14 protein-coding genes are annotated in these 13,661 nt (G+C 64.0%); 6 read left to right on the plus strand and 8 right to left on the minus strand.

From position 1 onward, the window contains the following. Window positions 1–18: 18 nt before the first annotated feature. The 5 genes from ACFSNN_RS11830 to ACFSNN_RS11850 all read right to left on the minus strand — a co-directional run bounded on the left by ACFSNN_RS11830 (window position 19) and on the right by ACFSNN_RS11850 (window position 5,193). Complete coding sequence (locus tag ACFSNN_RS11830; RefSeq protein ID WP_042323869.1) at window positions 19–945, minus strand: CysB family HTH-type transcriptional regulator; 927 nt, start codon at window positions 943–945, stop codon at window positions 19–21. A gap of 89 nt (window positions 946–1,034) precedes the next feature. Next, window positions 1,035–2,093: a sulfate/molybdate ABC transporter ATP-binding protein gene (locus tag ACFSNN_RS11835; protein WP_134456245.1), complete on the minus strand. Its 1,059-nt coding sequence runs from the start codon at window positions 2,091–2,093 to the stop codon at window positions 1,035–1,037. Next, complete coding sequence (gene cysW / locus ACFSNN_RS11840) at window positions 2,093–3,112, minus strand: sulfate ABC transporter permease subunit CysW (RefSeq protein WP_134456246.1); 1,020 nt, start codon at window positions 3,110–3,112, stop codon at window positions 2,093–2,095. The genes ACFSNN_RS11835 and cysW overlap by 1 nt, the downstream gene beginning before the upstream one ends. Continuing rightward, the gene (gene cysT / locus ACFSNN_RS11845; protein ID WP_134456247.1) at window positions 3,109–4,011 is read right to left on the minus strand and encodes a sulfate ABC transporter permease subunit CysT; all 903 of its coding nucleotides are present in this window, start codon (window positions 4,009–4,011) and stop codon (window positions 3,109–3,111) included. Before cysT ends, cysW begins: the two co-directional genes overlap by 4 nt. A gap of 141 nt (window positions 4,012–4,152) precedes the next feature. Beyond that, window positions 4,153–5,193, minus strand: coding sequence for a sulfate ABC transporter substrate-binding protein (locus ACFSNN_RS11850; RefSeq protein WP_134456248.1), 1,041 nt, complete (start codon window positions 5,191–5,193; stop codon window positions 4,153–4,155). Between the two features lie 313 nt (window positions 5,194–5,506). Here ACFSNN_RS11850 and lexA point away from each other — a divergent pair, with 313 nt between their 5' ends. The 3 genes from lexA to ACFSNN_RS11865 all read left to right on the plus strand — a co-directional run bounded on the left by lexA (window position 5,507) and on the right by ACFSNN_RS11865 (window position 7,365). After that, window positions 5,507–6,157: a transcriptional repressor LexA gene (lexA, locus tag ACFSNN_RS11855; RefSeq protein WP_012432789.1), complete on the plus strand. Its 651-nt coding sequence runs from the start codon at window positions 5,507–5,509 to the stop codon at window positions 6,155–6,157. Between the two features lie 94 nt (window positions 6,158–6,251). After that, window positions 6,252–6,596: a hypothetical protein gene (locus tag ACFSNN_RS11860; protein WP_106307789.1), complete on the plus strand. Its 345-nt coding sequence runs from the start codon at window positions 6,252–6,254 to the stop codon at window positions 6,594–6,596. 106 nt (window positions 6,597–6,702) lie between these two features. After that, window positions 6,703–7,365, plus strand: coding sequence for a DUF2939 domain-containing protein (locus ACFSNN_RS11865; RefSeq protein ID WP_134456249.1), 663 nt, complete (start codon window positions 6,703–6,705; stop codon window positions 7,363–7,365). Between the two features lie 161 nt (window positions 7,366–7,526). Here the strand turns inward: ACFSNN_RS11865 and ACFSNN_RS11870 are convergent, their stop codons facing one another. Beyond that, on the minus strand, window positions 7,527–7,991 hold the full coding sequence (locus ACFSNN_RS11870; RefSeq protein WP_012432786.1) for a universal stress protein: 465 nt from the start codon (window positions 7,989–7,991) through the stop codon (window positions 7,527–7,529). Between the two features lie 298 nt (window positions 7,992–8,289). On the opposite strand from ACFSNN_RS11870, the gene nodI reads away from it, so the two are divergent. Both nodI and ACFSNN_RS11880 read left to right on the plus strand, forming a co-directional pair. Next, a complete protein-coding gene (gene nodI / locus ACFSNN_RS11875; protein WP_134456250.1) occupies window positions 8,290–9,204 on the plus strand; it encodes a nodulation factor ABC transporter ATP-binding protein NodI in 915 nt (304 codons plus the stop codon). Window positions 9,205–9,307: 103 nt separating this feature from the next. Then, complete coding sequence (locus ACFSNN_RS11880; protein ID WP_134456251.1) at window positions 9,308–10,135, plus strand: ABC transporter permease; 828 nt, start codon at window positions 9,308–9,310, stop codon at window positions 10,133–10,135. 86 nt (window positions 10,136–10,221) lie between these two features. Here the strand turns inward: ACFSNN_RS11880 and ACFSNN_RS11885 are convergent, their stop codons facing one another. Then, complete coding sequence (locus ACFSNN_RS11885) at window positions 10,222–10,644, minus strand: hypothetical protein (protein WP_012432783.1); 423 nt, start codon at window positions 10,642–10,644, stop codon at window positions 10,222–10,224. A gap of 342 nt (window positions 10,645–10,986) precedes the next feature. Next, complete coding sequence (locus ACFSNN_RS11890) at window positions 10,987–11,958, minus strand: LysR family transcriptional regulator (protein WP_134456252.1); 972 nt, start codon at window positions 11,956–11,958, stop codon at window positions 10,987–10,989. A 232-nt stretch (window positions 11,959–12,190) separates the two neighbouring features. Between ACFSNN_RS11890 and ACFSNN_RS11895 the strand changes: the two genes are divergently transcribed. After that, window positions 12,191–13,594: a M20 family metallopeptidase gene (locus tag ACFSNN_RS11895; protein WP_134456253.1), complete on the plus strand. Its 1,404-nt coding sequence runs from the start codon at window positions 12,191–12,193 to the stop codon at window positions 13,592–13,594. The last annotated feature ends 67 nt before the right edge of the window (window positions 13,595–13,661 follow it).

Below are 13,661 nucleotides of genomic sequence, written 5' to 3' on the forward strand. Positions count from 1 at the left end.
GACGATCCGGCGCATCAGTCAAACCGCTTCGCGCAGCTGCGCGGCGATATCCGCTTCGTTCAATTGCGGCGCGAACATCTCGATCAACCGGTACGCGTACGCGCGCAGGAACGCGCCCTTGCGCAAACCGACCCGCGTCGTGCTCGCCTCGAACAGATGCTGCGTGTCGAGCGCGACCAGTTCCGTGTCGCGCTTCGGATCGTAGGCCATCGCCGCGACCACACCGATGCCCATGCCGAGTTCCACGTAGGTCTTGATCACGTCGGCATCGATCGCGGTCAGCACGACGTCGGGCAACGCACCCGCTTTCGCGAAGGCCTGGTCGATATGCGAGCGGCCCGTGAAATCCTGGTCGTAAGTGACGATCGGGAATTCGGCGATCTCGTCGAGCGTCAGATTCGGCCGGCCGACCAGCGGATGATCCTTCGGCACGACCACCACGTGATGCCACGAATAGCACGGGAACGTGACGATATCCGGGAAACGGTCGAGCGCTTCGGTGGAGATGCCGATGTCCGCTTCGCCGTTGATGATCATCTGCGCGATCTGTTGCGGACTGCCCTGGCGCAGCGCCAGATGCACTTTCGGGAACACCTCGGTGAATTGACGGATCACCTTCGGCAGCGCATAGCGCGCCTGCGTGTGGGTGGTCGCCACGACGAGGTGGCCGCTATCCTGATCGGCGAACTGGCGAGCGACGCGGCGCAGATTTTCGGCGTCGAGCAGCATCCGTTCGATCAGTTGATGCACGGCCTTGCCGGGCTCGGTGAGGCCCGTGAGACGCTTGCCGCGCCGAATGAAAATGTCGACGCCGAGTTCGTCTTCCAGATCCTTAATCTGTTTCGATACGCCCGATTGCGACGTGTACAGCACGTTCGCCACCTCGGTCAGATTCATGTTCTGACGCACGGCTTCGCGCACAAAGCGCAATTGCTGAAAATTCATCGTGATGTCTCCGGTTTTGCCAGAGTTAGGTTATTTGAGTTGTATTGAAACGCCGGGTCGTGTCGCTGTCGGTGCGCGTCCGACTGCGCTCACTGCGCGGGAAAAACACGCAATGCACGCGGCACCGCCGTCACGCCGTCGCCGATGGAAAGCTGCAGATCGCGCCACGCTTCACGGTCGAGTTCGGCTTCGAGCAGGTTGCCCTCGCGGCCCGCGAGTTCGACCCGCACCGAGCCGCCCAGCGTCACGACACGCTGCACGTCGACGACAATCCCCTCGCGATGGCCCGACGCCTGCGGATACAACTGCAGATCGTGCGGACGCACATAGGCGAACGCCGGGCCGCTGAAATCGGCCTTGATGGAAACCGGCAGCGCCGCGCCGTCCACGACGAAACCGCTCGCGTCGACGTTGCCGTGCAGACGGTTCGCCGCGCCGAGAAACTCGTAGACGAACGAGGTCTGCGGATGGTCGTACACGTCCTGCGGACTGCCCACCTGCTCCACGTGCCCGCGATTGAGCACGACGATGCGGTCGGCCACTTCGAGCGCTTCTTCCTGATCGTGCGTGACGAAAATCGTCGAGATATGCAGATCGTCGTGCAGGCGCCGCAGCCAGCTGCGCAGTTCCTTGCGCACCTTCGCATCGAGCGCGCCGAACGGTTCGTCGAGCAGCAGCACTTTCGGTTCGACGGCCAACGCGCGCGCGAGCGCGATACGTTGCCGCTGGCCGCCCGACAGTTCCGACGGATAGCGTTGCGCGAGCCAGTCGAGTTGCACGAGCTTGAGCAGTTCATGCACCTTTTCGCGGATCACCGCTTCAGAAGGACGCTCCTTGCGCGGCTTCACGCGCAAGCCGAACGCCACGTTCTCGAACACCGTCATATGGCGGAACAGCGCGTAATGCTGGAACACGAAGCCCACTTCCCGCTCGCGCGCGCCGACCGTCGCTACGTCCTGGCCTTGCAGCACGACCTGGCCGCCGTCCGCGTATTCGAGTCCCGCGATCACGCGCAGCAAGGTCGTTTTGCCGCAACCCGACGGCCCGAGCAGCGCAACCAGTTCACCCGGCGGAAAGTCGAGCGAGACGTTATCGAGCGCGACGAAATCGCCGAAGCGCTTCTGCAGGTTACGAACGGTGATACCCATTACAGCTCTCCTTGCTTGAGCGGGTGTTGCTGCGATGCATGCGTAGCCGCGGTTGCGTGCGACGTGGTCGCCGGCGGCGTGACGGGACCGGCGTACGCGGGCACGTCGCGCGCGGCCGATAGTTCCGCCGACATATGACGCTCGGCGAGCAGCTTCAGGCCGAGCGTCACGAGTGCGAGCAGCGCCAGCACCGACGCCACGGCGAACGCCGCCGAGAAGTTGTATTCGTTGTAGAGAATTTCGACGTGCAGCGGCATCGTGTCGGTCTGGCCGCGAATATGTCCCGACACCACCGACACCGCGCCGAACTCGCCCATCGCCCGCGCATTACAAAGAATCACGCCGTACAGCAAGCCCCATTTCACGTTGGGCAGCGTGACGCGGCGGAAAATCTGCCAACCCGACGCGCCGAGCACGTGCGCGGCTTCTTCTTCGTCGTTGCCTTGTGCCTGCATCAACGGAATCAGTTCACGCGCGACGAACGGGAACGTGACGAAGATCGTCGCCATCACGATGCCCGGCACCGCGAAAATGATCTGCACGTTGTGATCCTGCAGCCACGGGCCGAACCAGCCCTGCGCGCCGAACATCAACACATAGATCAAGCCCGAGATCACCGGCGACACCGAGAACGGCAGATCGATCAGCGTGGTCAGCAGCGCCTTGCCGCGAAACTCGAATTTGGCGATACACCACGAAGCCGCAAGGCCGAACACGAGGTTCAGCGGCACCGCGATCGCGGCGGTGATCACGGTGAGCTTGATCGCCGAGAGCGCGTCCGGATCGGCGAGCGATTCCAGGTAGAAAGCAAGCCCCTTGTTCAACGCCTGATAGAACACGGCGGCAAGCGGCACGACCAGAAACAGCGCGAGAAACAGCAGCGCGACGCCGGTCAGAATCCAGCGCACGACAAGCGGCTCGGTGACCGGATCGGGCCGGCGCGCAATGTTCAGCGGCGCGCGCGGCGCCACGGCTACGGCTGCTGCCGAGCCGGCATTCTTCACGGAATCGCGGCTCATTGCGCACCTCCGCCGGCGCCGATCGCCGCGACACTCGCGGCGGCAGGCACCGGGCCCGCGCCGCCACGGCTCGTGCGTCGTTGCAAAAACCACTGCAGGGTATTGATGAAGAGCAGCATCAGGAACGACACGACCAGCATCACGACCGCGATGGCCGTCGCGCCCGCGTAGTCGTATTGCTCGAGCTTGGTGATGATGAGGAGCGACGTGATTTCCGACTTCATCGGCACATTGCCGGCGATGAAGATCACCGAGCCGTATTCGCCGAGCGCGCGGGCGAACGCCAGCGCGAAGCCCGTCAGCAGAGCCGGAAACACCGCCGGCAACACCACACGGCGAAACGTCAGCCAGCGCGAGGCGCCGAGGCACGCCGCCGCTTCTTCCTGCTCACGTTCGAACTCTTCGAGCACCGGCTGCACCGTGCGCACGACGAACGGCAAACCGATGAACGTCAGCGCGACCAGCACACCCGCCGGCGTAAACGCGATCTTCAGGCCGAGCGGTTCGAGGAACTGTCCGATCCAGCCGTTGCCCGCATACACGGCCGCGAGCGAAATGCCGGCGACCGAGGTGGGCAGCGCGAACGGCAGATCGACCACGGCATCGACGATGCGCTTGAACGGAAACGTGTAGCGCACCAGCACCCAGGCGACCAGAAAGCCGAACACCGCGTTGATCAGCGCGCCGCCGAGCGCGGAAAAAAATGTCAGCCGATATGACGCGAGCACGCGCGGCGAGCTGACCGCGCGCACGAACTGGCTCCAGTCGAGCGTAGCGGTTTTGAGAAAGGTCGCCGCAAGCGGGATCAGCACCACGAGGCTCAGATAAGCCACCGTGATGCCGAGTGTCAGGCCAAAACCGGGCAACGCGCTCGGTTTTCGGAAGGTCAACGTCGTCATGCTCGTTACTCGTTCAGGTTGATGCTCGTGTTGCCGGCCGCCGGGCCCTGGCGGCCAAAAGCGCGCCGCATGGGGCGCGCTCGGGAGACGCATCGCCGCGTCGTTTCGCCTATGCTTTTGCCAATTCCTGCAGCGGACGTGTTACTGCGGTTGATAGATCGAATCGAACACGCCGCCGTCGGCAAAGTGCGTCTTCTGCGCGTTGGTCCAGCCGCCGAACGAATCGTCCACCGTGTAGAGCTTCAGCTTCGGAAACTTGGCGGTCAGCTCGGCCGGCACCTTGTTCGAACGCGGACGGTAGAAGTTCTTCGCCGCGATCTCCTGGCCTTGCTCGCTATACAGAAAGTTCAGATACGCTTCGGCGAGCTTGCGCGTGCCATGCTTGTCGACCACCTTGTCCACCACCGCGACCGGCGGCTCCGCCAGAATGCTCACCGACGGCACCACGATCTCGAACTTCTCCGCTCCGAATTCCTTCAGCGACAGGAAGGCTTCGTTTTCCCACGCGATCAGCACGTCGCCGATACCGCGTTGCACGAAGCTGGTGGTCGCGCCGCGCGCGCCGGAATCCAGCACGCCGGCATTCTTGTACAGCTTGCCGACGAATTCCTTGGCCTTCTGATCATTGCCGCCCGGTTGATGCTCGGCATATGCCCAGGCCGCGAGGTAGTTCCAGCGCGCGCCGCCCGAGGTCTTCGGATTCGGCGTCACGATCGACACACCCGGCTTGGTCAAATCGTCCCAGTCCTTGATGTGCTTCGGGTTGCCCTTGCGCACCAGAAACACGATCGTCGACGTGTACGGCGAGGCGTTGTCCGGCAGGCGCTTCTGCCAGCCCTTGTCGAGCAGACCCTTGTTAGCGAGTGCGTCGATGTCGTAGGCGAGCGCCAGCGTCACCACGTCGGCTTGCAGGCCGTCGAGCACCGAGCGCGCCTGCGCGCCGGAGCCGCCGTGCGACTGCTTGAAGGTGATCGTCTCGCCCGTCTTCGCTTTCCACTCCTTGCCGAACGCCTGGTTGACGTCCTGATACAACTCGCGCGTCGGGTCGTAGGACACGTTCAGCAGCGTCGTGTCGGCGGCGTGCGCCTGCGCCATCACGCCGAGCGTGCCCGCCGTGCCCAACGCGAGCGCCGCGATGAGTTGTTTCGTCCTGCCTGCCAGCCCCGTGCGTTGGTGATTCATATCGACTTTCTCCGCGTTGTGTCCGCTGAAACAGCGTGTGGTGTTCTTTTACGTCGCGGTCACGTGCACATGAGCGCCAACTGGAGGCCAGTCTATCGAAGGGCTTTCATCATTAAAAATAATGTTTCTTCATTTTTTAATACGCAAAAGTGGTAATGACAGCTGGATAAGGCGTTGCGGCGCGAAAACGGATGTTCGAGCGTCGCGCGACGGCGCTGGAGCGCCACCCTTCGCCACGAACTTAAAGTAAAGCTTGAATTGCGCCGAATACTGTATAAAAATACAGTCACCTGTTCATACATACAGTGGCGCCATGACCAAACTCACCGCACGACAGCAGCAGGTTTTCGATCTGATCCGCAGGGCTATCGAACGCACCGGCTTTCCGCCCACCCGCGCGGAGATCGCCGCCGAACTGGGTTTCAGCTCGGCCAACTCGGCAGAAGAACATCTGCGCGCGCTCGCTCGCAAGGGCGTGATCGAACTCGCGGCCGGCGCATCGCGCGGCATTCGCCTGCTAGCCGGTCCGGAAGATTCGCCGCACCAGTTCACCCTGCCGCACGCCAGCATCATGCAATTGTCGCTGCCGCTGATCGGGCGCGTCGCCGCTGGCAGCCCGATCCTCGCGCAGGAACATATCTCGCAGCACTACGCCTGCGACCCGGCGCTGTTCTCGAGCAAGCCGGATTACCTGCTGAAGGTGCGCGGGCTGTCCATGCGCGACGCGGGCATCTTCGACGGCGACCTGCTCGCGGTGCAAAAGCGCAGCGAAGCGAAAGACGGCCAGATCATCATTGCCCGGCTCGGCGACGACGTCACGGTCAAGCGCCTGAAGCGCCGGCCGAACGGGCTCGAACTGATCGCCGAGAACCCCGACTACGAAAACATCTTCGTTGAAACCGGCAGTGCGGAATTCGCGCTGGAGGGCATCGCCGTGGGGCTGATCCGCCCCGGCGAGTTCTAACCCGCCTGCCCGTTCGACAGAATAAAAAGCCGCGTCAATGTCGCATTAATGTTGCATTAGCGTCGCATCAATGTCGCATCGTCTGGAGAGTCTCATGGAACGTCTTGCCCGCCTGCTGCCCTTTCGTCAGTTCGGTCGTCTGCGTCATCTTCGCAAGCTGGTGCCTTGCTCATTGATCGAGGCGGCCACGCTCAGCACGCCGTCGCTGTTCGACTCGCCCGAGGCTGCGTCGAGTTTGCCGTCTTCCTTGCCGGCGTTTGCCCGCGTGTCGTTGAATTCGGGTTTGAACACGGCCGAGCCGGCGCGTCGCGCACCGGTGCGGGTCTATCACGGGCCGTCGCGTCTCATCATGGTCGGCACAATGGACGCGGTTTGCCGCATGATCGACCGCTGCATCGCCGATGAAGCCAACGTGCACGGCGCGGTGTTCGAGTCTTGAGGTGCTGGCGGGTCTATAACGGGACGGCGAGAGATTGCATTGCGTGGGATCGTTTTCGCGTGGCCGCGGTCCACGTTAGATCACACCTGATGGAGAGTCCCACTCGATGGCAGTTCCGAAACGTACCCAACGCGGCAGCAGAGGCAGCGCCACAAAGCCGCTGATCGTCACGCTAGTCGTGATCGTTGTGATCGCCGCACTGGGGTTTGCTTATGCGTCACCGTACATCGCGCTGAACAATCTCAAACGCGCGGCCGACGCGCGCGACGCGCAAACGGTCAATCAGTACGTCGACTTCCCTGCGTTGCGTGAGAGCCTGAAGGAACAGGTCGCCGGCCTGCTAACACGCCGGCTTGGCGCCCATAGCAACGGCAATCCATTGGCCGCCATTGGCGCAATGATCGGCGTCGCATTGATCGGTCCGCTTGTGGATGCGTACGCCACACCTGACGGCGTGGCGGCCTTGCTGAACGGCATGCCGCCGCGCGGCGATCCGGGTGAGCGGCCGCCCGCGCCGCCGGCCGCGAACAATTCGCCGGATGCCGCCGCGACAGCAGCCGCACCGGTTCCGCCGCCTGCCGGCAGCGCGGCGAATGGAAACGCCGACGCCACGCCTCCGCAACCGCCGCAAACCACGGCGGGCTATCGCGGCCTCAACGAGTTCGTCGTCACGTACCAACATGGCGCCGGCGATGCGCGTTACTCGGCGATCTTTCAGCGCGAAGGTGTATTCACGTGGAAGCTGGCAGCGGTCAACCTGAACGAGTGATCGCGGCCGGTCGGCTTTGTTTGGCGCGGATCCTTTGGTCGCGCCAATTGTTCAGCGAGTCGTGCAGCGACTTCGTTATGACGTCGAGGCTACGAGGCAGGTGCGGCCGGGGGGTACCCGGCCGCCAGTCGACCACCCGCCCTCGGCGACCGACATGCGCCTCAAGCCGCCGCTTGCTGCTGCTCCTGCGCCGAAGAACACGCCACCAGAATGCTGCACGAGACACGGTCGAGCAGCGGCGTATTGCCCGCACCCATCCACCATCGTGACAAACCCGTGCGGCAGCGGTGGCCGACCACCACCAGGTCGACGTGCAGTTCATTGGCGAGGTTGGCGATCTCATCGATCGGATGGCCGAATGCGAAATGCCCCTGTGCGGTTACGCCTCGTTCCGTGAGCCAGTCCACGCCTTCCTGCAGAATATCGCGCGCGGTCTTTTCGAAACTGCCGCAGGCCACATCGGTCAGCAGGCCCGCGCTTTGCGCAATGCTCGAACGCATATCGACCACCGACAGCAAATGCGTTTCCGCTTTCAGATCCAACGCCAGGTCGGCGCCGCAACGTAGTGCTTTGCGGCCTTCGCGCGAGCCGTCGTAGCACAGCAGGATTTTCTGGTAGCTCGCCATGATTTTTCTCCCTTCGCGCGGGACGCGCGATTCTCAATTAATCATGGTGCGCCGCAATTCAGGTTGCAAGGGATGGAAAACGCTAACTGTGCGCTGAGCGCCCTTGACCGCCCTCTAATCGCACCTTAAACAGGTGCGCGAGCCGTCCGGACAGTCTCCGCAGGCCGATGCCGCAGTGCAAGAAACCCGCTTCGGATTGTCGGTGCAAACCAACAGTGCCGCGCCGATGTCCTAGAATAGGCCGCCTCCCCGGCCCACTCACGTCATTCACGCCTTTCCCTGGAGACTTGTTCGATCCATGCCCGAAGCCGCCATCGAATTTCATCAGGTCAAAAAAAGCTACGGCGAAAAAACGGTCGTCGATGGACTGTCGTTTCATGTCAACGCCGGCGAGTGCTTTGGCCTGCTCGGCCCGAACGGCGCGGGCAAGACCACCACGCTGCGCATGCTGCTCGGCATCGCGGCGCCCGATGCGGGCACGATCCGTCTGTGCGGCGAGCCGATCCCCGGCCGCGCGCGCGTGGCACGGGCGCGCGTCGGCGTGGTGCCGCAGTTCGACAATCTCGATCCCGACTTCACGGTGCGTGAGAACCTGCTGGTGTTCGGCCGCTACTTCGGTCTGAGCGCCGCGCAATGCCGCGCCATGGTGCCGTCGCTGCTCGAATTCGCGCGTCTGGAAAGCAAGGCGGATGCGCGCGTGAGCGAGCTGTCCGGCGGCATGAAGCGGCGCCTCACGCTGGCGCGTGCGCTCGTCAACGATCCCGATGTGCTGATCATGGACGAACCGACCACCGGCCTCGATCCGCAGGCGCGGCATCTGATCTGGGAGCGGCTGCGCTCGCTGCTCGCGCGCGGCAAGACCATTTTGCTGACCACCCACTTCATGGAAGAAGCCGAACGCCTCTGCCACCGGCTGTGCGTGATCGAAGAAGGGCGCAAGATCGCCGAAGGCGCACCGAGCGCGTTGATCGCGTCCGAGATCGGTTGCGATGTGATCGAGATCTTCGGACCCGACCCGGCGGCGTTGCGCGATGAACTGGCGCCGCTCGTCGAGCGCACCGAGATCAGCGGCGAGACGCTGTTCTGCTATGTCAACGACGCGCAGCCGGTGCACGCGCGGCTCAAGCAGCGCGCGGATCTGCGCTATCTGCATCGACCGGCGAATCTGGAGGATGTGTTCCTGCGGCTCACGGGCCGCGAGATGCAGGATTAAAGGGCATCGGTCGAGACCGGCATCGCACGCAACGCGCTGCAGCGACAACGACGCCCTGACAGAAACCATGCAGGATGACGCAAGGACACGCACGAGACACGCAATGGACGCACGCACTTACGAAACCCCGGGCGATACGCCATCGAAACAGGAAGCCTTCGCCGCCTTTCCCGCGAACGCGACGAACTGGATCGCCGTGTGGCGCCGCAACTATCTGGTGTGGAAGAAACTCGCGATCGCCTCGATGTTCGGCAACCTGGCCGATCCGATGATCTATCTGTTCGGCCTCGGCTTCGGGCTGGGGCTGATGGTCGGCCATGTCGACGGCGTGTCGTATATCGCGTTTCTCGCGGCGGGCACGGTGGCCTCGAGCGTGATGATGTCGGCGAGTTTCGAGTCGATGTATTCGGGCTTCTCGCGCATGCACGTGCAGCGCACCTGGGAAGCGATCATGCATACGCCGCTCACGCTCGGCGACATCGTGCTCGGCGAGGTGATCTGGGCGGCCAGCAAGTCAGTGCTTTCAGGCGCGGCGATCATGCTGGTGGCGGGCGCTCTGGGCTACGCGAATTTTCCGTCGATGCTGCTGGCGTTGCCGGTCATCGTGCTGACCGGGCTCGCGTTCGCGAGCATCGCGATGGTCGTGACGGCGCTCGCGCCTTCGTACGACTTCTTCATGTTTTACCAGACACTGGTGTTGACGCCGATGCTGTTGCTATCCGGCGTGTTCTTTCCGGTCTCGCAACTGCCTGCCGTGGCGCGAGGCGCCACGCAGTTGCTCCCGCTGGCGCACGCCGTCGACTTGATGCGGCCGGCCATGCTGGGTCGGACCGTCGATAATGCGCTGTTGCATGTGGCCGTGCTGGCCGCGTATGCGCTCGGCGGATTTATCGTGTCGGCGATTCTGTTTCGCCGCCGGATGATGAAGTAGGTTCCCCTGCCGTCAACCATGACGGACCACAGGCGCTGATCGCCACACTCGACGAAACATCAGCGCCTGCCGCGAGCCGGGCTCGCTCAGTCCTCGTCATCCGTCCACGGAATGTCCACGTCCGAGATAAACGCCACCGTGGCGAACGGGCCGCCGTCCTGGCGCCCGATCTTGCCGTCGGCGCGCTGCCACTCGACGCGGAACACCGTGCCCGGATCGTCGGAGATCAGGCGTACCGTGCGCACTTCGTCCGGATCGGCTTCTTCGACGGGACCATCGAGCGAGACCTGCAGTTCCTGCGGCCACAGCCCGTCGGCCGGATCGTAGATCTTGTCGCCGTCGGGGATCAGCGTGAAGGCTTCCACGCCGATCGTCGCCGACGCGTCCACGATCATCTTGCCCAACGCGCGCAGCAATGCCGTGGCCCGCGCCGAATTCGCCTGACGGATCGCCAGGTCCCCGCGCGTCAGCGCCTGCTCAAGTTTTGGGTTTGTTTTTTGTTGCGCCATTCGATGTCCTGAGTCCTATCGCTCTGTTGTGGACGGCGCGCGATTTAGAGCGCGCGCCGCTCCCCATTTTTCGGGCTGAATCCTACCATTGGTGTCCTCAACAGGACTTCCATCGGCGCGTGCACTGCAGCATTGCCGGCCGTGCAGTCCGCGCCTTCAGCCCGCCCCGTCCACCACAGTTTAGGTCGTGATTCGCGATCCGGCTGGGACATTTGCCTTTCGATTCGCGGCGGACGGATCGCTAACGCACGCGTGCCGCTGGGTTGTCTCGCCGTGCATGGCCGGCCGCAAACATCGTCTTGCCGCCTGGATGCCGAATGGACTTCGCATGCATTGCCTTTGTCAGCGCGTGCTTGTGCCGCGCTTTCGAGCGGCCTTAGAGGTCTTCGAGGCCGTCGCATCCGCCGGCTTCGCACCCGCGATTTCCGCGATCAGATGATCCCGGAACGCCCTTACCGACTGCGGCAGTTCACGCCCCGCCATGGTCTGCACCTGGATGCTGCGCTGGCGCATCTGCGGATGCGTCAGCGGCATCACGACGAAACCGTCGCCGGCGTATCGGTCACGCACGGACAGCAGACCCGTGAACATGATCGCGCCGGACTTCTGCGCGTAGCGGTACATGGCGCCGCTATTGTTGCAGGTGAGCTCGGGTTCGAGCAAGACGCCTTCGAGCGCGCAGGTAATGTCGATCAACTGACGAATCGTCGTGCCGGGCTCGGGCAGCACGAGCGGATAGCGCTGCAAGTCGGCGAGCGACACCTTCGCGCGCGCGGCCAGCGGATGATCGGCGCGCAGCAGCGCCAGCACCGGCGCGCGCTCCGTGTGCTCGACTTTGACGCCCTTTTCCGGCGCGAGGCTGAAGGTCAACGCGAGGTCGGCGTCGCCGTCGCGCACCTGGCGGGTCGCCTCGCCCGGCGACATGACCGAGAGCGTGAAGTCGATGCCCGGATACTGAACCCGGAAGCTCGCCATTGCGGTGGGCAGGAAATCGGCGGCGAAGCCTTCGGAACTCGTCACCTTGATCATGCTGCCGTGCAAGGTCTCGAGGCCGCCGATCTCCTTCATCACATGCTCCGCCTCCAGCAGGCTGCGCTGCGCGTAGGCCAGCAGGCGCTCGCCCGCTTCGGAAAGCGCCATGCCGCGCGGGCGCCGCTCGAATAGCGCGACGCCGAGATCGCTTTCGAGCCGCGCCACCTGCCGGCTGATCGCCGACACGGCGACGTGCAGCCGCGCGGACGCGTCGCTGAGCGAACCGGTGCGCGCGACTTCGACGAAATAGCGCAGCGCGATGCCATGCAGCGAGAGTGCCATGTGTGATGCTCCATCCCATTCAACGGTCAGCGCGGGCGCACCGATCTCCGCAAGCATCTTCTGTGCGCGCGGCGAGCTTTGCCTTTTCGGCAACGCAAGCTTCGAAAGACGATCATTGTGACAAAAAAAACGGCCTCCTAGAATCGGTTCAAAGATGCAGGCCGCGTCCGGGCGTCATCAGACAAACGACCACGCGCCGCCCGCCCCACATTCATCCGCATTGGAGACACGCATGAGCCGCACCCAGGCCATCGAGCACGCCACCCGCCATTTCGAATCCGGCGCCTTTCTGGAAACCCTCAACCGGCGCGTCGGTTTTCGCACCGAAAGTCAGGAGGACGATCGCGCGGCCACGCTGCTGTCGTATCTGACCGATGAGATCACGCCTGAAGTCAAAAGCCTCGGCTTCACCACGCGCATCGTCGCAAACCCGGTGGACGGCTTCGGACCTTTCCTGATCGCGGAGCGGCACGAGGGCGACCACTTGCCGACCGTGCTGATCTACGGCCACGGCGACGTGGTGCGCGGCTACGACAGCCAGTGGCGCGCGCCGCTGACGCCGTGGGCCGTGACCATCGAAGGCGAACGCTGGTTCGGCCGCGGCACGGCCGACAACAAAGGCCAGCACAGCATCAACCTCGCCGCGCTGGCGAGCGTGCTGGCCGCGCGCGACGGCAAACTCGGCTTCAACGCCAAGCTGCTGATCGAGATGGGCGAGGAAACCGGCTCGCCCGGACTCGACGCAATCTGCCGCGCGCACCGTGAAGAACTGGCCGCCGACGTGCTGATCGCCTCCGACGGCCCGCGCCTCGCCGCGCGCCGTCCCACCGTATTCCTCGGCTCGCGCGGCTCGGTGAATTTCAAGCTGTCGTTGAATCTGCGCGACGGCGCACATCATTCGGGCAATTGGGGCGGCCTGCTGCGCAACCCGGCCACGGTACTGGCGAACGCGTTGGCGAGTCTCGTCGACGCGCGCGGCGTGATCGCCGTCGACGGTTTGCGTCCGCCGCCAATTCCCGAGGCGGTGCGCCGTGCGCTCGCCGATATCACGGTAGGCGGCGGCCCGGGCGATCCAGATGTCGACGAAAACTGGGGCGAGCCGGGCCTTACCGCACCCGAGCGTGTGTTCGGCTGGAACAGCTTCGAAATACTCGCGTTCAAGGCCGGCAACCCTGAGAACCCGGTCAATGCGATTCCGTCGTCGGCGTTCGCGCATTGCCAGCTGCGCTTCGTGGTCGGCACCGATTGGGACAACCTCGAACGGCATCTACGCGCGCATCTGGATGCGCACGGCTTCTCGCAGATGCAGATCGACGTCGAGCGCGGCGCGCCCGCCACGCGTCTGAACCCGGACGATCCGTGGGTCACGTGGGCCATCGACTCGCTCGAACAGACCACCGGCAAGAAGACCGCCGTGCTGCCGAATCTGGGCGGCACGCTGCCCAACGAAGTGTTCGCCGACACGCTCGGCCTGCCGACCATCTGGGTGCCGCACTCGTATCCGGCCTGCTCGCAGCACGCGCCCAACGAGCATCTGCTCGGACCGGTCGTGCGCGAAGGTCTGCAGATCATGGCGGGCCTCTTCTGGGATCTCGGCGAGAACTCGCCGCGCGCGGCCACCGTCAGCGCGGCCTGAACGCAATCCAGGCGACGTCCGAACGAATCGGGCGCAGCACGCCGTTATCGCATCCGTCACGAGGCAC

This window comes from Paraburkholderia dipogonis, assembly GCF_042680985.1.
In the GTDB taxonomy this organism is placed as follows: domain Bacteria; phylum Pseudomonadota; class Gammaproteobacteria; order Burkholderiales; family Burkholderiaceae; genus Paraburkholderia; species Paraburkholderia phytofirmans.

What these genes read in the sequence shown, in the direction of transcription:
- ACFSNN_RS11830 (WP_042323869.1), bottom strand. Translation starts at nt 945, where the DNA reads ATGAATTTTCAGCAATTGCGCTTTGTGCGCGAAGCCGTGCGTCAGAAC.
- ACFSNN_RS11835 (WP_134456245.1), bottom strand. Translation starts at nt 2,093, where the DNA reads ATGGGTATCACCGTTCGTAACCTGCAGAAGCGCTTCGGCGATTTCGTC.
- cysW (WP_134456246.1), bottom strand. Translation starts at nt 3,112, where the DNA reads ATGAGCCGCGATTCCGTGAAGAATGCCGGCTCGGCAGCAGCCGTAGCC.
- cysT (WP_134456247.1), bottom strand. Translation starts at nt 4,011, where the DNA reads ATGACGACGTTGACCTTCCGAAAACCGAGCGCGTTGCCCGGTTTTGGC.
- ACFSNN_RS11850 (WP_134456248.1), bottom strand. Translation starts at nt 5,193, where the DNA reads ATGAATCACCAACGCACGGGGCTGGCAGGCAGGACGAAACAACTCATC.
- lexA (WP_012432789.1), top strand. Translation starts at nt 5,507, where the DNA reads ATGACCAAACTCACCGCACGACAGCAGCAGGTTTTCGATCTGATCCGC.
- ACFSNN_RS11860 (WP_106307789.1), top strand. Translation starts at nt 6,252, where the DNA reads ATGGAACGTCTTGCCCGCCTGCTGCCCTTTCGTCAGTTCGGTCGTCTG.
- ACFSNN_RS11865 (WP_134456249.1), top strand. Translation starts at nt 6,703, where the DNA reads ATGGCAGTTCCGAAACGTACCCAACGCGGCAGCAGAGGCAGCGCCACA.
- ACFSNN_RS11870 (WP_012432786.1), bottom strand. Translation starts at nt 7,991, where the DNA reads ATGGCGAGCTACCAGAAAATCCTGCTGTGCTACGACGGCTCGCGCGAA.
- nodI (WP_134456250.1), top strand. Translation starts at nt 8,290, where the DNA reads ATGCCCGAAGCCGCCATCGAATTTCATCAGGTCAAAAAAAGCTACGGC.
- ACFSNN_RS11880 (WP_134456251.1), top strand. Translation starts at nt 9,308, where the DNA reads ATGGACGCACGCACTTACGAAACCCCGGGCGATACGCCATCGAAACAG.
- ACFSNN_RS11885 (WP_012432783.1), bottom strand. Translation starts at nt 10,644, where the DNA reads ATGGCGCAACAAAAAACAAACCCAAAACTTGAGCAGGCGCTGACGCGC.
- ACFSNN_RS11890 (WP_134456252.1), bottom strand. Translation starts at nt 11,958, where the DNA reads ATGGCACTCTCGCTGCATGGCATCGCGCTGCGCTATTTCGTCGAAGTC.
- ACFSNN_RS11895 (WP_134456253.1), top strand. Translation starts at nt 12,191, where the DNA reads ATGAGCCGCACCCAGGCCATCGAGCACGCCACCCGCCATTTCGAATCC.